The following is a 19,299-nucleotide window of genomic DNA, read 5'->3' on the forward strand; positions in this document are numbered from 1 at the left end:
CGGTTAACAGGACGTTAAAGCCCCGTTCTCAAAGGTCAATTAGGCGGTTCTGTTGCAGCGGGCCGTCATTGGGGGTGAGGGCGCTGCGCGGCCATGCCACCTCCACCACCGCGCCCGAGCGGGAGGCGCGTTCTTCGGGATTGAGAAACGGATCGGACCCGTTGGCGAAGGCAAGGGTCGCCCCAGTTCGCTCCAGAAGCGTTTTGGCGATAAAGAGGCCAAGGCCCATGCCGTCATATTCGGGCCGCACCACATCCTGCGGCTGGCGGCGGGACCGGACGAACGGCTCCCCTATCCGGCCAAGGATCTGCGGCGAAAAGCCGGTCCCGTCATCCGAAACGCGCACCAGGATGCGCGTATCGCTCCACCTCGCGTCGATCCAGACGGTGGTTTCGGCAAAATCCACGGCGTTCTGGACAAGGTTGCGGAGGCCGTGGATCACCTCGGGGCGGCGCAGGATGGTAGGAATGCGGGCATCGGTGTCTGCCTGTTCTGGACGGGCCGAAAGCTCCACCATTTTGCCGCGGCCCATATGCGGTTCGGCGGCCTCGCGCAGAACGGTGGTCAGCGGGGCCTGGCGCATATGGCTGTCATCCTTGCCGGCGCGGCCCATGGATCGCAGGATGTCGCGGCAGCGGTCTGCCTGTTCGCGGATAAGGGCGGCATCCTCGTAAAGGTCGGGGTTATCGGCAAGCTCCTCCATCAACTCGGCGCTGACAAGCTTGATGGTGGCCAGCGGAGTTCCCAGTTCATGCGCCGCCGCGGCCACGACCCCGCCCAGATCGGTCAGCTTCTGTTCGCGCGCCAAGGCCATCTGCGTGGCCAGCAGCGCCTTGGATGTCGTTCGGATCTCGGTCGAAACGCGGCGTGCATAGACCGAGGTAAAGCCAATGCCAATCACCATCGACAGCCAGAAGCCGAAGCGGAACAGGCCGGGTGTCTGAAGCAGGGTATTGTCCGAAAGCTCCATCGGCAGATGCCAAAGCGTAACAAAACTGACCCACGCAGTGGCGCACAGCGCCAGCACGATGGTGGTGCCAAGGCTGAGGGCCGAAGCCGCGATCACCACCGGCGCAAGGATCAAAAGCACGAAAGGGTTGGACAGCCCGCCCGTCAGGAACACCAGCACCGAAAGCTGCGACATGTCGAACAACAGCGTCAGCAAGGCCTCGGCCTCGGTCAGAAGCCGGTTGCCGCGGCTGGCCCACACGAAGGCGAAATTGGCGAAGATTGCCACTGCTACCACGCTGTAGCACGCCGCCAGCGGCAGGTGCACGTCCAGCCAGCGATAACAAACGGTGATGGCCACAAGCTGCCCGAAGATCGAGATCCAGCGCAGGTTCACAAGGGTTCGCAGCCGCAGCCAGTCGCCGCGCGGCATCATGGGTCGGGAAACTCCTGGCATCGCGTCCTGTCCATCTGCGAGGTTTCGCTTCCCTAGCTGCCGGGTTTTCCCGGATCAATGCAAGCGGCGGTAATTTGACGGGGGGCGCGCGATCTTCTAACCCTTTCCGATATCTTCAGGAGACCCCGTAATGACGGAAGAGCTGCACCCGGACCTCGGTCCCGACCGGACGCTGCTGCTGGTCGATGACGACGAGCCGTTTGTGAAGCGCCTTGCAAAAGCGATGGAAAAGCGCGGATTTCAGCCTGTCACCGCTGACAGCGTGGCTGCCGGCCGTGCCTTGGCCGAGGAGGCGCCCCCCGCCTATGCCGTGGTGGACCTTCGGCTGGAGGACGGAAATGGGCTGGATGTGGTGGAAGTGCTGCGCGAGCGTCGCCCCGATTGCCGCATCGTCGTGCTGACGGGATATGGCGCGATTGCCACTGCCGTGGCTGCCGTAAAAATTGGCGCGACGGATTATCTTTCAAAGCCTGCGGATGCCAATGAACTGACACATGCGCTTCTGGCAAAAGGAGAGGCGTTTCCGGGGCCGCCGGAAAATCCCATGTCGGCCGATCGGGTTCGTTGGGAACATATCCAGCGGGTCTACGAAATGTGCGACCGCAATGTTTCGGAAACCGCGCGGCGGCTTAATATGCACCGGCGGACGCTTCAGCGGATACTTGCCAAGCGAAGCCCAAGATAGCGCCTTCGATTATTAACGTATTGTGATGTTCGCAAATGGGTTTATTTTCATTGCAGGGCAAGAACGATAACATCCCGAAGGAATCAGCATGGATATCGATGCACTTTCGCTTAAAGAACTGAAGGATTTGCGGGCGCAGGTCGATCGGGCAATCAACTCGTTCGAGGATCGCCGCAAGCGTGAAGCTGTGGCTCGGCTTGAAGCGGAAGCGCGTGAACTGGGCTTTACGCTGCAGGATCTGGTCGATGCCGCGAATTCCAAAAAGCGCGCCCCGGCCGCGCCCAAATATGCCAATCCCGAAAATCCGTCCGATACGTGGTCCGGCCGTGGCCGCAAGCCGCGCTGGTTTACCGAAGCTGTGGCCGCCGGCCGTTCGCCTGAAGATATGGCCGTCTGATCACGTCAGAAGCTGGTGATGGCGCGCCACAAAGTCGCGGCGCGTTTCCACCGGCGGACGCAAGACAAGGTCCAGCCCTTCAGTTAATTCGGGGGGCGGGGCCTTGCCGAAAAACCTTGTCGCCTCACTTTCCGAAAATCCTGCAATCCGCACTGCCTCCATTCGGGCAGATATGCGGTCTGCCTGCTTGATCCGCTTTTTCAGCGCCATCGGCAGTTTTGGCGGCAGGCCGAAACGCAGGTGGATCGCCGCTGTAAGACGGGCATCCAGATCGGCATAGGCAGGACCGATCGCGGCTTTTACGGGGCTAATCATGTCGCCGATGACATATTCCGGCGCATCGTGCAGCAATGCCGCAAGCCGGTCCGGCAGTGACGCTTTCGGTTCAAGCCGGGAAAAGATACGTTCCACCAGTAGGGAGTGTTCGGCCACGGAATAGGGCCAGTCACCCAAGGTTTGCCCATTCCAGCGCGCCACGAACGCAAGGCCATGGGCAATATCCCCGATCTCGATATCGACGGGGGTCGGGTCCAGAAGATCAAGCCTGCGGCCAGAAAGCATGCGTTGCCATGCGCGCATCAGAAACATCCCTTGCTTGCAACGCCCCAATAACGAGTCCGCGTCTTTCTGGCGAGGCTTGAATGATCGGCCATTTCGCGTTTTGCCCTTTGGTCCTGCTGATTTTTCGGGTGCCATCCCAATGCGCGATCTTGGGGGAAAACCGGCAAGGTGGAACATTACTCGCCCGTTTCCGTTATGCATGGAAAGGAGGGACCGATCATGTTCCGCAAGATGACCAGCCGTCTGGCCCTGGCAGGGGCCGCCCTGACAATTGCCGCGCTGCCGGTCTCGGCAGCGATGCCGCCGCAGGGTGACCGCGTCGATCTGGCCTATTACGACAGCATCACGCGTACCGGAAACGATCAGCTTCCGACCGATCCCTACTGCGCCGAACCCAGCACCCTTGCTGCGGATCTGGGCGAAGCCTATGGCGAGGATCTGGTGCTGAGTGCCAAGCGCGACAATGGTCGGCAGTTCGATGTCTGGGCATCGGATGCGGCCGGAACATGGACGGTCAGCTATACACGGCCCGACGGGATTTCCTGCGTCATCGGTTCGGGCACCGGATGGGATCGCGGCGAAAGCGCATCCGCCCGTCTGGAAGAGGTTGGCCTGCGCCGCTGATTGCCCCCTTGGGCAGCGGGTGGTATGTCTTGCCGCGACTGAAAACAACGGAACCTCTCATGCCCGATTACATCGTCAAGGACATCGCCCTCGCCGGGTATGGTCGCAAAGAACTGACCATCGCCGAAACCGAAATGCCGGGGCTGATGTCGCTTCGCGAGGAGTATGGCCAGGCAAAGCCGCTGGCCGGCGCCCGCATCGCCGGCAGCTTGCACATGACGATCCAGACCGGTGTGCTGATCGAAACGTTGGTCGCCCTCGGCGCAGAGGTTCGCTGGGCCTCGTGCAACATCTTTTCCACGCAGGATCACGCGGCGGCGGCCATTGCCGAGGCAGGCATCCCCGTGTTCGCCATCAAGGGTGAAACGCTGGAAGAATACTGGTCCTATACCGACCGGATCTTCCAGTTCGAGGATGGCGCGAACCTGATCCTCGACGATGGTGGCGATGCCACGATGTACATCCTGATGGGCGCGCGCGTCGAAGCCGGCGAAACCGGGCTGATCGACACCCCCACCAGCGAGGAAGAGGTTGCCCTGTTTGCCCAGATCCGCAAGCGGCTGGAGGCAAGCCCGGGCTGGTTCACCAAGCAGCGCGACATGCTGAAGGGCGTGTCCGAGGAAACGACCACGGGCGTTCACCGTCTTTACGATCTGCACAAGAAGGGCCAGCTGCCCTTCCCAGCCATCAACGTGAACGACAGCGTCACCAAGTCGAAATTCGACAACAAGTATGGCTGCAAGGAATCGCTGGTGGACGGCATCCGCCGGGCCACCGACGTGATGATGGCGGGCAAGGTCGCCGTTGTCTGCGGTTACGGGGATGTCGGCAAGGGTTGCGCCGCCAGCCTTCAGGGCGCTGGCGCCCGCGTGAAGGTTACGGAAGTCGACCCGATCTGCGCATTGCAAGCTGCGATGGACGGCTTCGAGGTGACGCTGCTGGAAGACGAGGTGGGCACCGCCGACATCTTCATCACCACCACCGGCAACAAGGACGTGATCCGCATCGAGCATATGCGCGAGATGAAGGACATGGCCATCGTCGGCAACATCGGCCATTTCGACAACGAGATCCAGGTTGCCAGCCTGAAGAACCACAAGTGGACGAACATCAAGGAACAGGTGGACATGATCGAGATGCCCTCGGGCAATCGCATCATCCTGCTGTCCGAAGGCCGTCTGCTGAACCTTGGCAATGCCACGGGCCATCCGTCCTTCGTGATGTCGGCCTCGTTCACCAACCAGACGCTTGCGCAGATCGAGCTTTGGACCAAGGGCGACGAATACCAGCCGGGCGTCTATATCCTGCCCAAGTCACTGGATGAAAAGGTCGCGCGCCTGCATTTGGCCAAGATCGGCGTGAAGCTTTCGAAGCTGAGCAAGGAACAGGCCGATTACATCGGGGTCACGGTGGAGGGGCCGTTCAAACCTGAACACTATCGTTACTGACAGCTGTTTTCGTTGAAAAACAGTCACTTCCTACCTATGTCAGCGGCATGTCAGAGCGGGAAGAGCATATGACGGCCACTGGCTCGACACCCGCCGCGCCTTCGACCATCGATTGTGCGGCGGAACCGATCCGTATTCCCGGATCAATCCAGCCCCATGGGGTGCTGGTGGTTCTGGATCCGGCGACTCATACGATCATCCAATCCAGTGCAAATGCCGGTGCCATCCTGTCACGGCGGGATGGCCCATTGGCAAAGGCACTGGTGGAATGTGGCGATGAGGTCGCATCCGATCTTGAGCAGGACCTGCCCTTTGACGATGCAGTAACCCTTCGCACCCTGTCCATCGCAGGCCGGCTTTGGACGGTGACTGCCCATCGCAACGACCGCGCCCTGATCGTGGAGTTCGAGGACACGGAAGAGGACAGCCGCACGCTGGATGTGCTTTATCCCCGCATCCGGCGTGGCATCGCACAGATGCAGTCCATGCGCGGCGTGGAGGATCTTGCCCAGACCGTGGCCAAAGAGGTGCGGGCGCTGACGGGGTTCGACCGCGCGCTTGTTTACCGGTTCGATGCTGACTGGAACGGCACGGTAATTGCCGAAGACCGCAACGACGCACTGCCGTCTTATCTGGACCTGCGGTTTCCGGCATCCGACATTCCCGCACAGGCGCGGGAGCTTTACCGCCTGAACCGGCTGCGGCTGATTCCCGATGCCGATTATACCCCTGTTCCTATTGAACCTGCAGATGAACTGGACCTCGGCTTTTCTGTGCTGCGTGCGGTGTCGCCGGTTCATCAGGAATACAGGCGCAACATGGGCACGCGGTCTTCCATGTCGATCTCTATCGTGGAGGATGGCCAGCTTTGGTGATTGATTTCCTGCCACTCTGCCGGCCCGCACAGGGTGCCGCCGCATGTCCGCAATGCCTGCGACTTCATCGCCCAGATCATGGCGATGATGATTGGCGCGCGAACCCGCAGCGCCGAAACCGCGGAACGCATGATGCGCCACCGGATCGAAACGCACCTTCTGGCGCGGATGGCGGCCGAAGCGCGGTTCATTGACGGCCTGAGTCGAAATCCCGACGATACGCTTGCTTTGGTGGATGCGAACGGCGCCGCCGTTATCATCGAGGGAACCTGCACCCTGCTTGGCAACACCCCGACCGAAAGCCAGGTGCTTCGGCTGGCTGAATGGCTGGAGGCACGGGACCATCACGAAATTCCCTTCCATACGGAAAACCTGCCGGGCGTCTTCCCCGAGGCGGAGGCATATTCCAGTGTGGCGAGCGGCCTTCTGGCTATGTCGATATCTCAGCTTCATCCGTCCTATGTGCTGTGGTTTCGACCTGAGGTGGTCGAGACTGTCACCTGGGGCGGCGATCCCACGAAGACCATGCATGGCGGGCGCATCAACCCGCGCAAATCCTTCGAAGATTGGCGCGAACAGGTTCGTGGACATTCTGTGCCGTGGACGCCTGCCGCGCTGGAAACCGTCCGCTCGCTGAGCAATGCCATCACCGGCATCGTGCTGCGCAAGGCCGAGGAAATGGCCGCGCTGACCGAAGAGCTTCGCCGCTCCAACCGGGAGCTGGAGGCTTTTTCCTATTCGGTGAGTCACGATCTTCGCGCCCCGTTCCGCCACATCGTCGGCTATGCCGAGTTGCTGAAGGAAGAAACGGATACGAGCAATCCGCTTGCCCGCCGCTATCTGGATACGATCATCGAAAGCGCGTTCTCGGCCGGCCGGCTGGTCGATGACCTGCTGAACTTTTCGTAGATGGGCCGCGCCACCCTGACCCCCATCCCCGTGGACATGAACCGGCTGATCGCCGAGGTGCGGCGGATGCTTTCCACCGGAATGCGCGATCGCAACATCGAATGGGACGTGGCGGAACTGCCGCGCGGATTCGGCGATCCTTCGTTCCTGCGCGCGGTCTGGCAGAACCTTCTGTCCAACGCGATCAAGTATACGCGCGACCGCGACCCCGCCCGGATCGTCATCGGCGGGTACGAGGGAGAGGGTGAGACGATCTGGTTCGTGAAGGATAACGGTGTCGGTTTTGACATGGCATATGTCGACAAGCTGTTCGGCGTGTTCCAGCGGCTGCACCGTATGGAGGATTACGAGGGCAGCGGGATTGGCCTTGCGAATGTGCGCCGCATCGTCGAACGTCACGGCGGACGCGCCTGGGCCGAGGGGGCACCCGAGGAGGGTGCCACATTCACGTTTTCGTTGCCCCGCCAAGTGAAGGAGCAGACATGGCGACGTTGAAGCCGATCCTCCTGGTGGAGGATAACCCCAAGGATCTGGAACTGACACTGACGGCGCTGGAACGCAGCCAGCTGGCCAACGAGGTGATCGTGGCCCGCGACGGTGCCGAGGCGCTGGATTGGCTGAACTACAGTGGCCCGCACAAGGAACGCTTCGAAGCCGATCCTGCGGTGGTGCTGCTGGATCTGAAGCTGCCCAAGGTGGACGGCCTTCAGGTGCTGGAGCATATCAAGAAGACCGACGTATTGCGCCATATTCCGGTGGTTATGCTGACAGCCTCCAAGGAGGAACGGGACCTGGTTCGCAGTTATGAGCTTGGCGTGAACGCCTTTGTCGTGAAGCCGGTGGATTTTCGTGAATTTTTCAAGGCCATTCAGGAGGTCGGCATGTTCTGGGCCATCCTGAACGAGCCGCACCCCCCGCGCCCCCGAGGGGAGCCGATGAAGGTGTCCAAAGCGTGAAAGACGTCCTGCAGGTCCGACCGATCCAGATCCTTCTGCTGGAGGATAGCGAACTTGATGCGGACCTTGTGGTTGCGCATCTGCAACGCGCGGGGATCGAACATGATGTGGCGCGGGTCTGGACGCGTGAAGATTTCACCGCTGCCCTGCAGGACGAGCCCGACCTGATCCTCGCCGATCACACGCTGCCCGCCTTTGACGGAATGAGCGCGCTGGACATCGCGCAGGACATCTGCCCGCGCATCCCGTTCGTGTTCGTTTCGGCCACTTTGGGCGAGGAAATCGCAGTTGAGGCGATGAAGCGGGGGGCGACGGATTATGTCATCAAGTCGCGGCTGACCCGCCTGCCCGGCTGCGTGATCCGCGCCTTGGCCGAGGCGCGGGAGCGGAAGGCCCGGCTGGATGCGGAGGAAGCCCTGCTTTCCAGCCGCCGCCGGCTGGATGCCGCGCTGGACATCGCCAGGCTTGGCACCTTCGAATGGCGGTCCGACACCGACCAGCTTCTGATGGACGAGCGCGCCTGCGAGATCATCCTTGGCCGGCAGGAACGCATGGCGGATCTTCTGGCGCTGATCCACGAGATGGAGCAGCCCTCCATGCACGAGGCACTGAACTGCATCGCCCGCGAAGGCGGCAAGCTGGAGCGGGAAATCACCCTTCGCTCGGCCGAGGGGGAGATGCGCAACGTGATGCTGATCTGCGACCATGCGACCGGGACCAGCGCCTATGGCATCCTGTTCGATGTCACGGAACGCCGCGCGGCCGAACGCCAGCAGCTTCTGATCATGCGGGAGCTGCATCACCGGGTGAAGAACTCTCTTGCGTCGGTGCAATCCATCATCAACTTCACGCTGCGCACGTCGGAAACGAAGGAGGAGTTCGCCTTCTCCATCCGCCGGCGCATCCGGTCGCTGGCCACAAGCCACACGCTTCTGACTGACAGCGACTGGTCGGGTATCCATCTGCGCGCCATCGTCATGAGCGAGCTTCAGCCCTATGATCCGCGCCGCGTGAGGCTGGATGGGCCGGACCTTCAGCTTCCTGCCGAAATGGCCCTGTCATTCGCCCTTGCCGTGCACGAGATGACGACAAATGCCGCGAAATACGGCGCGCTTTCGGTGCCCGGCGGCAAGGTCTGCATCGAATGGGATCTGGCCGACAAGAAGCTGTCCTTCAATTGGCGGGAAAGCGGCGGGCCACTGGTGCACCCGCCCGTCCGGCGTGGATTCGGCTCGATTCTTCTGGAACAGGCGCTGGGCCAGCAGATCGATGGAAATGTGCGGCAGGACTTTCATCCGGACGGCTTGCGGATCGAAATCATCGCCCCGCTTGACTGACATCCCCACGAAAAAGGCGCCCCGCGGGGCGCCTTTTTGTTTCAGGCATGGGCCTGCTTCGGCTGACCATCATCGTCGTCATCATGATGGTGCCGCGTCGGATCGTGATCCTTGCCCCGCAGCTTCAGCACCAGCCCCAGCACGAAAACGAAGAACACCGGCACGAAGAAGATCGCAAGGATGGTCGCGGTGATCATGCCGCCGATGACGCCTGTGCCGATCGCGTTCTGGCTTGCCGCCGAAGCGCCCGTTGCGATGGCCAGCGGCACCACGCCCAGCGTGAATGCCATCGAGGTCATCAGGATCGGGCGGAAGCGCAGCTTGGCCGCTTCCACCGCCGCGTCGATCAGGCTGTAGCCTTCGGCGCGCAGGTCCTTGGCAAATTCTACGATCAGGATGGCATTCTTGGCCGACAGGCCGATGATCGCGATCAGGCCCACCTTGAAATAGATGTCGTTGGGCATGTCGCGCAGCATAACGGCAGCGATACAGCCGATGACGCCCAGCGGCGTGACAAGCATCACCGCAAGCGGGATCGACCAGCTTTCGTAAAGCCCGGCCAGAAGCAGGAACACGAACAGGATCGACATGCCGAACAGCAGGACCATCGTGTTCCCCGAGGAGATTTCCTCGGCTGTCTGGCCCGTCCATTCATATGCGAAACCCTGATCAAGATCCCCTGCCAGCTGTTCCATCGTGGCGATGGCTTCGCCCGAGGAAACGCCTGGCGCAGCCTGACCCGAAATCCGGACCGAAGGGTAGCCGTTATAGCCGACGACCTGGCTTGGCCCCACTTCCCATTCCACCGTCGCGAAGGACGAGAAGGGGACCATCCCGCCATTGGTGTTGCGGACGGTGAGGTCGAGGATGTCCTCTGCCTGCATCCGGCTTTCCTCGCGTGCCTGCACGATCACGCGCTGCTGCCGGCCGCCGTTAGGGAAATCGTTCACATAGGCGGAGCCGAGGTTGGAGGTGATGGTGCGGTTGATATCGGCGAAGGTCACGCCGAAGGTCTGCGCCTTGTCACGATCGATGGTTACGGTGACCTGCGCCGCTGCCGGAAGCCCCTCGACCCGCAGGCCGACGACCTTGCCCGATTGCTGGGCCTGACCCATCAGCTGCTGCGCCGCCGCCTGAAGCGCATCCTGCCCGTTTCTGCCGCGATCCTCCAGCCGGAAGGAAAAGCCGCCGGTGGCGCCGAAGCCGGGGATCGGCGGGGGCGAAAGGGCGAAGGCCTGCGCGTCCTTCAGCCCGAACAGCTGCCCGTTCGCGGCGGCGGCGATGTCCTGCGCGGACTGGTCACGCTCTTCCCAGTCCTTGAAGGTCGTGAACATCAGGCCCGCGTTGGAACCCTGCCCCGAGAACGAGAAGCCGCGGATCGCGACAGTGTTCGTCACATCCTCGTTCGACAGGTACACCTGTTCGACCTGCCGAAGCACGGCATCGGTCCGCTGAGAGCTGGCGGTGGCCGGCGTCTGGATGTCGGTCAGGATGAAGCCTTGATCCTCGTTGGGAAGAAAGTCGGTGGGCAGCCGCATGAAGCCGAAGGCCGTCGCGGCAACGATCAGGACATAGAACGCCATCATCACCAGCGAACGGCGCGTGACAAAGCGCACACCCCGGGCATAGCGTTCGGTTCCCGCGTCGAAGCGGCGGTTGAACCAGCCAAAGAAGCCCTTCTTCTCGTGATGGCCCTTGATGGGCTTGAGGAAGGTTGCGCAAAGCGCGGGCGTCAGCGACAGCGCAAGGAAGGCCGAGAAGAGGATCGAGGTCACCATCGTCAGCGAGAACTGGCGATAGATGATGCCGGTTGATCCGGGGAAGAAGGCCATCGGGATGAACACCGCCGTCAGCACCAGCGTGATGCCGATGATGGCGCCCTGGATCTGGCCCATCGCCTTCTTGGTGGCCGCCTTGGGGGAAAGCCCCTCATGCGCCATGATGCGTTCGACGTTCTCGATCACGACGATGGCGTCATCGACAAGGATGCCAATGGCCAGCACCATCGCGAACATGGTCAGCACGTTGATGGAAAGGCCCAGCACCAGCATCACGGCCAGCGTTCCCGCCAGCGCGATGGGCACCACGATGGTCGGGATCAGCGTGTAGCGGATGTTCTGAAGGAACAGCAGCATCACGAGGAACACGAGGATGACGGCCTCCACCAGCGTGTGCAGCACCTTTTCAATCGATGCGGCCACGAAGGGCGTGGTGTCATAGGGGATGGAGTATTCCACGCCTTCAGGGAAAAACCGCTCAAGCTCTTCCATCTTGGCCCGGATCGCCTCGGATGTTGCAAGCGCGTTGCCCGTTGCCGAAAGCTGCACGCCAAGGGCGGCAGCAGGCTGGGCGTTCAGGCGGGATTCGAAGTTGTAGGTGTCTGCCCCCACCTCGACCCGTGCCACATCCGAAAGGCGCACGGTGGAGCCGTCGGGATTGGCGCGCAGCACGATGCTGCTGAACTCTTCGGCTGAGGACAGCTGCCCCTTCACCAGAACGGTTGCGGTAAGCTGCTGGGTGATCGGGTTGGGCGCGGCACCGATCTGGCCCGCGGCAACCTGCGCGTTCTGCGCCTCGATCGCGCTGATGACGTCGGTAGGAGACAGGTTGTAACCGGTCAGCTTGTCCGGATCGATCCAGACGCGCATCGCCTCTTCCGAGGCGAAGACCTGCGCGCGGCCCACGCCGGGGGTGCGCTGGATCTCGTTCACGACGTTGCGGTTGATGTAATCGCCAAGCGCGACATCGCTCATCGATCCGTCCGTGGAGGTGAGCGCGACCACCATGAGGAAGCCCTGGCTTGCCTCTTCGACAACGACACCCTGGTTCGTCACCGTGGCGGGCAGCACGGGTTCCACCCGCGCGACGGCATTCTGCACATCCACCTGCGCCTGGCTGACATCGGTTTCAGGCGAGAATGTCGCCGTGATCGAAATCGCGCCGGAACTGTCGGAGGTGGATTCGAAATACTGGATGCCTTCGACGCTGTTCAGCTCCTGCTCGATCGGCTGGGCAACGGCGACGTACATCTCCTCGGGGGAGGAGCCGGTATAGACCGCGGTGATAGAGATCTGGGGCGGGGCCACCTGCGGGTATTGTGCCACCGGCAGGCTTTGCAGGCCCAGAAAGCCCGCGATCACGATGAAGATTGAAACGACCCATGCAAGAACGGGCCGTACGATGAAGAATTGTGCCATGCCGATCTGCCTCAGTTGGCCGGTTGCTGGCCGGGTGCCTGTTCGCCGCCCTCGCCTGCGGGGGCAGGTTGCTCCTCGCGGGTCTGCGCTGCGGGTTCATAGGGGCTGGGTTGCACCTGTGCGTCGGGCGAAAGCTTCTGTGCGCCCTCGACCACCACGCGGTCGCCCGGCTGCAGGCCCTCGGTCACCGTCCAGCGGTTGCCGATGGAGGAGCCGAGCGTGATGGGGCGCATCTGCACCTTGTCGCCTTCGCCGATGACGTAAACGCTGGTATCGCCTTCCTTGTTACGCTGCACGGCCATCTGCGGAACGGCAAGGGCGTGCTCGCGTACCGCCTGTTCGATGCGGACGCGCACATAAAGGCCGGGAAGAAGGTATCCATCGGGGTTCGGCACCTCGGCCCGGAGCGTCACCTGTCCGGTCGACTGGTCCACCGTGGCTTCGGAAAACAGCAGCTTGCCCGGATGATCGTACATCGTGCCGTCATCATAGAAGATCTGGACGCGTGCCTCTCCGGGTGCGGCGGCGACGAGTTGGCCCGCTTCCATCGCGCGGCGCAGCATCAGCACCTGCGACGAGGATTGGGTGAAGTCGGCATAAACCGGATCAAGCTGCTGGATCGTGGCCATCACATCGGTCTGGGCTGCAACCAGTGCGCCTTCGGTGATGGTGGCACGGCCGATCACGCCGGTGATGGGCGCGCGCACCTCCGTGTAATCAAGGTTCAGTTGCGCTTCCTGCAACTGTGCCTGCGCCACGGCCACATCGGCATCGGCCTGTGCGAGCGCACTGACCGCCTTGTCGAAGGCCGAACCCGAGGAGGCGTTGCGTTCACGCAGTTCCTGCTGGCGATCGGCTTCGTTCTGGGCGTTCTGCTGCGCGGCGCGGGCACGGGCAAGAGTGCCTTCGGCGCTGGCGACCTGTACGCGATATTGCGCCGGGTCGATACGGTACAAAACATCGCCCGCCTGAACGAGGCTGCCCTGTTCGAACACGCGTTCCAGCACGATGCCGCCCACGCGGGGGCGAACCTCGGCGGTGCGCGTGGCCGAGATGCGGCCGGGAAGCTCGTTCACGATGGGCAGCGCTTCGGGCTTCACCTCAATGAAGCTGACAGGTATTGGCGGCATCTCCCCCCCGCCCTGGCCCTGGGCCAGAAGCGGCGAGGAGATAAGCGCGGCCAACGCAGCGATGAGAAGACGTTTCATGATGAACCTGTGGAAAAGGGGGAGGAAGATCAGGTTGCGGTGGAAGGTGGCGACAACAGCGAAGCGATGTCAGCCAGAAGTTCCCGACGTTCATCGGGGGGGAAGGCATAGAAACCAAGATATTCAAGTGACATGATGCCATGAAGCGCCGCCCATGCCAGCCGGCTGCGGCGGGGGTCCTTCGCTTCGTGGATGATGCGGTCAAGATCGTCGGCGAAGGCCGTGCCCATCATCTCGCGGCAGGTGCTGTTGTTGCCAAGGCTGGCTGTGATGGCCATTGCGCAGGCGATATCCTCGTCAGAAGGACGGGTGCTGCAATGGTCGATCATCCCGCGCATCAGCGCATCGGGCTGGCCTTGGTGGCGGCTGGCGGCTGAGGCAAGATCGGCTTTCTTCTGATCCAGCCGCTGACGGATGAATGCCGCCAGAAGCTGTTCCTTGGACGCGAAATCGTAAACCACGCTGGACTTGCTGATTCCAGCCTGACGCGCGACGGCATCGATGCTGAGGCCGGCCACCCCGTGCTGCCGCACGACGGCTTCGATCGCCTCCATCGTCACGTTCCGGTCGATCGTGCGCTTGCGTCCCAATCCGCCACCATCTTGTAAATAGAAACACAAGCGTTCGGATATTCCGCATCCCCTGAACGGTCAAGCGAATTTCCGCCCAATCGTTCAGGAATCGGGCGGAGGGCATAAGCTGCTGCGGGCTCAGGCAGAAATCAGGCGGTGCAGCCTTTGCAGTGCCAGTTCATACCCTTGCGTGCCAAAGCCCGCGATGACGCCATTGGCCCGGGCGGCGAGGAACGAATGATGCCGGAAGCCTTCGCGGGCATGGGTGTTGGAGATGTGAAGCTCGATCACCGGGCCGTCGAACGCATTCAGCGCATCCAGAATCGCGACAGAGGTGTGGGTATAGGCGCCCGCATTGATCAGGATGCCCCGCGCCGCATCCCGCGCCTCGTGGATCCAGTCGACAAGCTGCCCTTCGTGGTTCGATTGCAGGAATCGCAGCGTCAGCCCCAGATCGCGCGCCACATCGGTGCAGCGCGCTTCCACGTCGGCCAGCGTTTCATGCCCATAAATTTCAGGTTGCCGCTTGCCCAGCAGGTTCAGGTTCGGCCCGTTCAGAACAAAGATCGTCATTCAGTGCTTCCGGTTTGTGGCGGGGCCGACCGTTCCAGCGCCGCCAGATAAGAAGTGCACCATGTCTGGATGTCGTTGACCAGCAGATAGTCCATCATGTCGCGCCAGCGGCTGCGGCGTTCCTCCAGCGTCATGCTCAGCGCCCATTCGATGGCGCGGGCGGTCTGCTCGCTGTCATAAGGGTTGCACAGCACCGCGCCTTTCAGTTCGCGCGCCGCACCGGCGAAACGCGACAGGACCAGAACGCCGGGATCGTCCGGATCCTGCGCGGCGACGTATTCCTTGGCCACAAGGTTCATCCCGTCACGCAGCGGCGTGACCAGCCCCACACGCGCCTCGCGGTACAGGCCGGCCAGCGAATTGCGATCCACCGACTGGTTGATATAGCGGATGGGCGTCCAGTCGATGCGGCCCATCACCCCATTTACGTGACCGGCCAGCGATTCCACCTCGGCCTGCATGTCGCGGTATTCAGGAACATCCGATCGCGACGGCGGGGCCACCTGAAGCAGCGTCACATTGCCCACCCGATCCGGGTTCAGCTCCAGGAACCGTTCAAACGCCATGATTCTGTTCGGGATGCCCTTGGAATAATCCAGCCGGTCCACCCCGATGATCAGATCGCGCCCGCCCATCGACCGGCGCATGTCAAGCACCGTGTCAGTGTCGGTAGACGCGGCGGCAAGGGCGGCGAAATCCGCCGTTTCGATCCCGATGCCGAAGGTCTGGGCATGAAAGGTGCGCCCGTAGGCGGACAGCTTCGCGCGAGAGGGATCCTCTTTCGCGGTGGGGCTGTCGGCGGTCCGGTCCCCCACCCCTTCGCGGATCAGGCACGAGATGTAGTTGTCCATGTCGTGATCGGTCTGGAAGCCCACAAGGTCATAGGCCGACAGCGATTTCAGGATCTGGTCATAGATCGGGGTGGCGAACAGGATATCGGCCGGCGGCCACGGAATATGCAGGAAAAAGCCGATGCGGTTCTGCACGCCGCGGCGGCGCAATTCGTCGGCCAGCGGGATCAGGTGGTAATCGTGGATCCAGATGATGTCATCGGGTTCGATCAGGGGCATCAGGCGGTCGGCGAACATGCGGTTCACGCGGAAATAGCCGTCCTTGTCGCGCCGCGAATATTCGGCCAGATCGATGCGGCAATGGAACAGCGGCCACAGCACCCGGTTGGCAAAGCCGCTGTAATATTCATCCACGTCGCGTTCCGACAGGTCGGTCAGCACATATTCGATCGCCCCGTTGCGGCTATGTTCGACGGGACCGGGGGTCCCGTTGTCCTCCACCGAGCGGCCGGACCAGCCGAACCAGATGCCGCCGCTTTCCTGAAGCGCGGCATGCACCGCCACGGCAAGGCCTCCTGCAGGCATGTTGCCGTCCTTGTCGGGCACGGGAACCCGGTTCGATACGACGATCAGGCGACCCATTGGGAAATCCTTTGCAGACTGGCGCGCAGCGCGGCAGGCGATGGCAGATGCGCGTGCGCGGCTGTGGGTTCGGACGGATCGGCAATCCGGATGGACAGGCCGCCCGCGGCATTGGCGACGGGGAACATCGTCTCGTCGGTGACATCATCGCCGATTGTAACAGGGATGCGCCCGGCAAAGGGCGGCTCGGCCAGGAAGGCCGAAACCGCGCCGCCCTTTGTTGCGCCGGCAGGGCGCAGTTCGATCACCTTCTTGCCGAACTGAAGCTCCCACCCTTCTCCGACCTCGGCAGCCAGAGATTGCATGGCCGCGCGGGCCTCGGCCTCGCGGTGGGGCACCTGGCGATAATGCAGGGCGATGGCGATGCCCTTGTCCTCCACCAGCATGCCGGTGCCTTCGAAGCGGGCAAGGCGGCTGCGGGCGGTTTCTATGCCGGGGGGCACGGGCACCTCCACCACCTGCCCGTCGGCGCGGCGGCGCTGGAATCCGTGCAGGCCTGCCAGAGGGAAACGCTCGGGGGCGAAGGTGGCATCAACCCAGTCCGCCTTCCGGCCCGTAACCAGGGCCAGCGCGCCGCCCATCCGGTCGGACAGGCGGGCCAGCATGGCCGGAAGGCCATCGGGCACGGTGATGCCTTCGGGCGTGTCGGCCAGATCGATCAGGCAACCGTCAATGTCAAGGAAAAGCGCGTAATCGCGGGGTGCGTCATGCAGCGGTGCAAGTGGGTCGGTCATTGGATGCAAACATGTTGTTGTGCCCCTTTATCTGGTTCGCCTTCCTGTGAATTCCACAGCGGGGAACAATGCGGCCCCCCAAGCGCTGATGCGGCGATACCTGTTGAGGAGGGTCACATGGATCGCGACGCACCTGCGGATTTCACGCCGCGTTTTGCCGGAACCGGCCGGCTGAAGGACAAGGTCTGCTTCATCTCGGGTTCGTCCTCGGGCATTGGGCGGGCGGTGGCGCGGCTTTATGCGCGTGAAGGGGCGAAGGTCGTCATCACCTATCACAGCGACAGCGCCGAGGGCGACGAGGTGGCGGCCGAACTGCAACGCGAAGAAGCCGCAGAGGTGCTGGCCCTGCAGCTGGACGCCACGGAGGAGAAATCCTGCCACGACGCCATCGCCCGCACGGTCGAACATTTCGGTCGGCTGGACGTGCTGGTCTGCAATGCCGGCATCCAGCAATCGGAACCCGATTTCGCCAAGGTGGAATCGGACTGGATCGAGAAGATCTTCCGCACCAACGTCTTCGGCTATATGTGGCTGGCGCAGGCGGCGCTGCCGCATCTGCGTGAGGGGTCGGCGATGGTGTTCACCACGTCCGTCAATGCCTATCGCGGGCACAAGTACCTGATCGATTATTCTGCCACCAAGGGGGCGGAGCTGGGCTTTCTCCGGGCACTGGCCGCCAGCCTTGCCGACAAGGGCATCCGCGGGAATGGCGTTGCCCCCGGCCCGATCTGGACGCCCCTGATCGGTGAAACCATGCCCGAGGAGGATGTGGAGAGCTTCGGATCCGACGTTCCCATGAAGCGCCCCGGCCAGCCGAACGAGGTTGCGCCCGCCTATCTGTTCCTCGCCTGCGACGACAGCAGCTACATGACGGGGCAGGTTCTGCATCCCAACGGCGGTATTCCGGTCAACGGCTGATGATGCGGGAACCTTACGCGCCTTGGCTGCTTGTGGGTCAGGCAGGTCGGAGGCGCGTATGGACAGAAAGTTCGAATGGGGTGCGGAACAGGTGGCACCGGGACGGTGGAGCTTCGCGCTCTGGTCTCCCGATGCGGAAAAGGTCGAGGCCGAGGTGGACGGCCGCCGCGTGGCGATGCCCGCAGGCCCCGATGGTTGGCATATCGGCGAAGCCGAGGCGAAGGCGGGTGACACCTACCGCCTGATCGTGGACGGGCGCGCGATTCCCGATCCCGCCTCGCGCGCGCAGGCGGGGGATGTTCATGCCGCTTCGGTTCTTGTGGATCCGTCCTTCGATTTTTCGCCATGGGACGGTCGCCCATGGGAAGAATCCGTCATATTCGAACTTCACATCGGCCTGTTTACCCCGGAAGGCACCTTTGCCAGCGCTGCAAAGCGCCTGCCGGATCTGGCCGCGCTGGGCGTGACCGTGATCGAGGTGATGCCCGTGGGCCAGTTCCCCGGATCCCGGGGCTGGGGCTATGACGGGGTGCTGCCTTGGGCACCGCATCCGTCCTATGGCACGCCCGAGGACTTTCGCGCCTTTGTCGATGCCGCACATCAGGCGGGGATCAGCGTGATCCTTGATGTCGTTTACAACCATTTCGGGCCAGATGGGGCGTGGATCGGGCAGGTCACCCCGTCATTCTTCGACCCCGAGATCAAGACGCCGTGGGGCGCGGCCATTGCCTTCGACCAGCCTGCCGTGCGCCGCTTTTTCATCGGCAACGCGTTGCACTGGCTGCAAGAGTATAACCTTGATGGTTTCCGCTTCGACGCTGTGGATCAGATCAGGGATAAAATCGAACCGGAGTTCCTGGTGGAGCTTGCACAGGCCATTCGGGGCGGCGGTTTCGACCGCCCGATCCACCTGACAACCGAGGACAATCGCAACATCATCAGACTGCATGATCCCGATGCAGGCCTTTATGATGGTGAATGGAATGACGATTATCACCATTGCATCCATGTCCTGCTGACCGGCGAGACCTACGATTATTATGCTAGCTTCGGCCCCTCGCCTTTCGACGATCTGTGCCTTTCGCTGGAATGTGGATATGTGGAACAAGGCCAGCCGCGCCCGCCGCAAAAGACGGGTCGGGGCGAACGATCCTGCGATCTGCCATGGCATGCCTTCGTCAATTTCAACCAGAACCATGATCAGACCGGCAACCGTGCCAAGGGGGAGCGTTTGCTGGCGCTGGCCGATCCGGACGCGGTGAAGGTGGTGCATGCGCTGCTGCTGCTTGGCCCCTTCATCCCGCTGATCTTCATGGGCGAGGAATCGGGCGAAACGGCCCCCTTCCAGTTCTTCGCCGACTTCGAAGGGGAACTTGCCGAAGCCACGCGCAAGGGCCGGTATGCGGAGTTTCCGGGCGTAAAGGAGTTTCCGGATCCCATTTCGAAGGACACGTAGGAAACCTGCCG

General features: G+C 62.4%; 19 protein-coding genes. 11 read left to right on the forward strand and 8 right to left on the reverse strand.

Going from position 1 to position 19,299, the window contains the following annotated elements:
• Nucleotides 1-28: 28 nt before the first annotated feature.
• A complete protein-coding gene (gene regB / locus JX25_RS11335) occupies nt 29-1,384 on the reverse strand; it encodes a sensor histidine kinase RegB (RefSeq protein WP_241557917.1) in 1,356 nt (451 codons plus the stop codon).
• A gap of 151 nt (nt 1,385-1,535) precedes the next feature.
• On the opposite strand from regB, the gene JX25_RS11340 reads away from it, so the two are divergent.
• Together JX25_RS11340 and JX25_RS11345 are read left to right on the forward strand one after the other, a co-directional pair.
• Nucleotides 1,536-2,090 carry an ActR/PrrA/RegA family redox response regulator transcription factor gene (locus JX25_RS11340; protein ID WP_128255085.1) on the forward strand — a complete coding sequence of 185 codons (555 nt, stop codon included), beginning with the start codon at nt 1,536-1,538 and terminating at the stop codon, nt 2,088-2,090.
• An 82-nt stretch (nt 2,091-2,172) separates the two neighbouring features.
• On the forward strand, nt 2,173-2,487 hold the full coding sequence (locus tag JX25_RS11345; RefSeq protein WP_128255086.1) for an H-NS histone family protein: 315 nt from the start codon (nt 2,173-2,175) through the stop codon (nt 2,485-2,487).
• Here the strand turns inward: JX25_RS11345 and JX25_RS11350 are convergent, their stop codons facing one another.
• The gene (locus tag JX25_RS11350) at nt 2,488-3,066 is read right to left on the reverse strand and encodes an HD domain-containing protein (protein ID WP_421780757.1); all 579 of its coding nucleotides are present in this window, start codon (nt 3,064-3,066) and stop codon (nt 2,488-2,490) included.
• 201 nt (nt 3,067-3,267) lie between these two features.
• Here JX25_RS11350 and JX25_RS11355 point away from each other — a divergent pair, with 201 nt between their 5' ends.
• The 7 genes from JX25_RS11355 to JX25_RS11375 all read left to right on the forward strand — a co-directional run bounded on the left by JX25_RS11355 (nt 3,268) and on the right by JX25_RS11375 (nt 9,197).
• Nucleotides 3,268-3,672 carry a hypothetical protein gene (locus tag JX25_RS11355; protein WP_128255088.1) on the forward strand — a complete coding sequence of 135 codons (405 nt, stop codon included), beginning with the start codon at nt 3,268-3,270 and terminating at the stop codon, nt 3,670-3,672.
• Nucleotides 3,673-3,731: 59 nt separating this feature from the next.
• Nucleotides 3,732-5,120: an adenosylhomocysteinase gene (ahcY, locus tag JX25_RS11360; protein WP_128255089.1), complete on the forward strand. Its 1,389-nt coding sequence runs from the start codon at nt 3,732-3,734 to the stop codon at nt 5,118-5,120.
• A 68-nt stretch (nt 5,121-5,188) separates the two neighbouring features.
• Entirely contained in the window at nt 5,189-5,995 is an 807-nt protein-coding gene (locus tag JX25_RS14980; protein WP_206611550.1) for a GAF domain-containing protein, read from the forward strand.
• Nucleotides 5,996-6,028: 33 nt separating this feature from the next.
• Nucleotides 6,029-6,904, forward strand: coding sequence for a histidine kinase dimerization/phospho-acceptor domain-containing protein (locus tag JX25_RS14985; protein WP_206611551.1), 876 nt, complete (start codon nt 6,029-6,031; stop codon nt 6,902-6,904).
• Entirely contained in the window at nt 6,905-7,399 is a 495-nt protein-coding gene (locus tag JX25_RS14990) for a sensor histidine kinase (RefSeq protein WP_206611552.1), read from the forward strand.
• Entirely contained in the window at nt 7,387-7,860 is a 474-nt protein-coding gene (locus tag JX25_RS11370; RefSeq protein WP_128255090.1) for a response regulator, read from the forward strand. Before JX25_RS14990 ends, JX25_RS11370 begins: the two co-directional genes overlap by 13 nt.
• Nucleotides 7,857-9,197 carry a sensor histidine kinase gene (locus JX25_RS11375; protein WP_128255091.1) on the forward strand — a complete coding sequence of 447 codons (1,341 nt, stop codon included), beginning with the start codon at nt 7,857-7,859 and terminating at the stop codon, nt 9,195-9,197. Before JX25_RS11370 ends, JX25_RS11375 begins: the two co-directional genes overlap by 4 nt.
• Nucleotides 9,198-9,238: 41 nt before the next feature.
• Here the strand turns inward: JX25_RS11375 and JX25_RS11380 are convergent, their stop codons facing one another.
• The 6 genes from JX25_RS11380 to otsB all read right to left on the reverse strand — a co-directional run bounded on the left by JX25_RS11380 (nt 9,239) and on the right by otsB (nt 16,914).
• Nucleotides 9,239-12,394, reverse strand: coding sequence for an efflux RND transporter permease subunit (locus JX25_RS11380; RefSeq protein WP_128255092.1), 3,156 nt, complete (start codon nt 12,392-12,394; stop codon nt 9,239-9,241).
• An 11-nt stretch (nt 12,395-12,405) separates the two neighbouring features.
• Complete coding sequence (locus JX25_RS11385; protein WP_128255093.1) at nt 12,406-13,602, reverse strand: efflux RND transporter periplasmic adaptor subunit; 1,197 nt, start codon at nt 13,600-13,602, stop codon at nt 12,406-12,408.
• A 29-nt stretch (nt 13,603-13,631) separates the two neighbouring features.
• Nucleotides 13,632-14,192 (reverse strand): TetR/AcrR family transcriptional regulator, encoded by a 561-nt coding sequence (locus JX25_RS11390; protein ID WP_241557918.1) that lies wholly within the window; start codon nt 14,190-14,192, stop codon nt 13,632-13,634.
• Between the two features lie 120 nt (nt 14,193-14,312).
• The gene (gene aroQ / locus JX25_RS11395) at nt 14,313-14,747 is read right to left on the reverse strand and encodes a type II 3-dehydroquinate dehydratase (protein WP_128255094.1); all 435 of its coding nucleotides are present in this window, start codon (nt 14,745-14,747) and stop codon (nt 14,313-14,315) included.
• A complete protein-coding gene (gene otsA, locus JX25_RS11400; RefSeq protein WP_128255095.1) occupies nt 14,744-16,180 on the reverse strand; it encodes an alpha,alpha-trehalose-phosphate synthase (UDP-forming) in 1,437 nt (478 codons plus the stop codon). Before otsA ends, aroQ begins: the two co-directional genes overlap by 4 nt.
• On the reverse strand, nt 16,168-16,914 hold the full coding sequence (gene otsB / locus JX25_RS11405) for a trehalose-phosphatase (protein ID WP_128255096.1): 747 nt from the start codon (nt 16,912-16,914) through the stop codon (nt 16,168-16,170). The genes otsA and otsB overlap by 13 nt, the downstream gene beginning before the upstream one ends.
• Nucleotides 16,915-17,031: 117 nt before the next feature.
• Between otsB and JX25_RS11410 the strand changes: the two genes are divergently transcribed.
• The gene (locus JX25_RS11410) at nt 17,032-17,832 is read left to right on the forward strand and encodes an SDR family oxidoreductase (protein WP_128255097.1); all 801 of its coding nucleotides are present in this window, start codon (nt 17,032-17,034) and stop codon (nt 17,830-17,832) included.
• Between the two features lie 58 nt (nt 17,833-17,890).
• Nucleotides 17,891-19,288 carry a malto-oligosyltrehalose trehalohydrolase gene (gene treZ / locus JX25_RS11415; RefSeq protein WP_128255098.1) on the forward strand — a complete coding sequence of 466 codons (1,398 nt, stop codon included), beginning with the start codon at nt 17,891-17,893 and terminating at the stop codon, nt 19,286-19,288.
• The last annotated feature ends 11 nt before the right edge of the window (nt 19,289-19,299 follow it).

Source organism: Falsirhodobacter deserti, from assembly GCF_004015795.1.
Classification (GTDB): domain Bacteria; phylum Pseudomonadota; class Alphaproteobacteria; order Rhodobacterales; family Rhodobacteraceae; genus Falsirhodobacter; species Falsirhodobacter deserti.

What these genes read in the sequence shown, in the direction of transcription:
- JX25_RS11380 (WP_128255092.1), bottom strand. Translation starts at nt 12,394, where the DNA reads ATGGCACAATTCTTCATCGTACGGCCCGTTCTTGCATGGGTCGTTTCA.
- JX25_RS11385 (WP_128255093.1), bottom strand. Translation starts at nt 13,602, where the DNA reads ATGAAACGTCTTCTCATCGCTGCGTTGGCCGCGCTTATCTCCTCGCCG.
- ahcY (WP_128255089.1), top strand. Translation starts at nt 3,732, where the DNA reads ATGCCCGATTACATCGTCAAGGACATCGCCCTCGCCGGGTATGGTCGC.
- JX25_RS11355 (WP_128255088.1), top strand. Translation starts at nt 3,268, where the DNA reads ATGTTCCGCAAGATGACCAGCCGTCTGGCCCTGGCAGGGGCCGCCCTG.
- otsA (WP_128255095.1), bottom strand. Translation starts at nt 16,180, where the DNA reads ATGGGTCGCCTGATCGTCGTATCGAACCGGGTTCCCGTGCCCGACAAG.
- JX25_RS11410 (WP_128255097.1), top strand. Translation starts at nt 17,032, where the DNA reads ATGGATCGCGACGCACCTGCGGATTTCACGCCGCGTTTTGCCGGAACC.
- JX25_RS11340 (WP_128255085.1), top strand. Translation starts at nt 1,536, where the DNA reads ATGACGGAAGAGCTGCACCCGGACCTCGGTCCCGACCGGACGCTGCTG.
- treZ (WP_128255098.1), top strand. Translation starts at nt 17,891, where the DNA reads ATGGACAGAAAGTTCGAATGGGGTGCGGAACAGGTGGCACCGGGACGG.
- JX25_RS14980 (WP_206611550.1), top strand. Translation starts at nt 5,189, where the DNA reads ATGACGGCCACTGGCTCGACACCCGCCGCGCCTTCGACCATCGATTGT.
- JX25_RS11350 (WP_421780757.1), bottom strand. Translation starts at nt 3,066, where the DNA reads ATGCGCGCATGGCAACGCATGCTTTCTGGCCGCAGGCTTGATCTTCTG.
- regB (WP_241557917.1), bottom strand. Translation starts at nt 1,384, where the DNA reads ATGATGCCGCGCGGCGACTGGCTGCGGCTGCGAACCCTTGTGAACCTG.
- JX25_RS14990 (WP_206611552.1), top strand. Translation starts at nt 6,905, where the DNA reads ATGGGCCGCGCCACCCTGACCCCCATCCCCGTGGACATGAACCGGCTG.
- otsB (WP_128255096.1), bottom strand. Translation starts at nt 16,914, where the DNA reads ATGACCGACCCACTTGCACCGCTGCATGACGCACCCCGCGATTACGCG.
- JX25_RS11370 (WP_128255090.1), top strand. Translation starts at nt 7,387, where the DNA reads ATGGCGACGTTGAAGCCGATCCTCCTGGTGGAGGATAACCCCAAGGAT.
- aroQ (WP_128255094.1), bottom strand. Translation starts at nt 14,747, where the DNA reads ATGACGATCTTTGTTCTGAACGGGCCGAACCTGAACCTGCTGGGCAAG.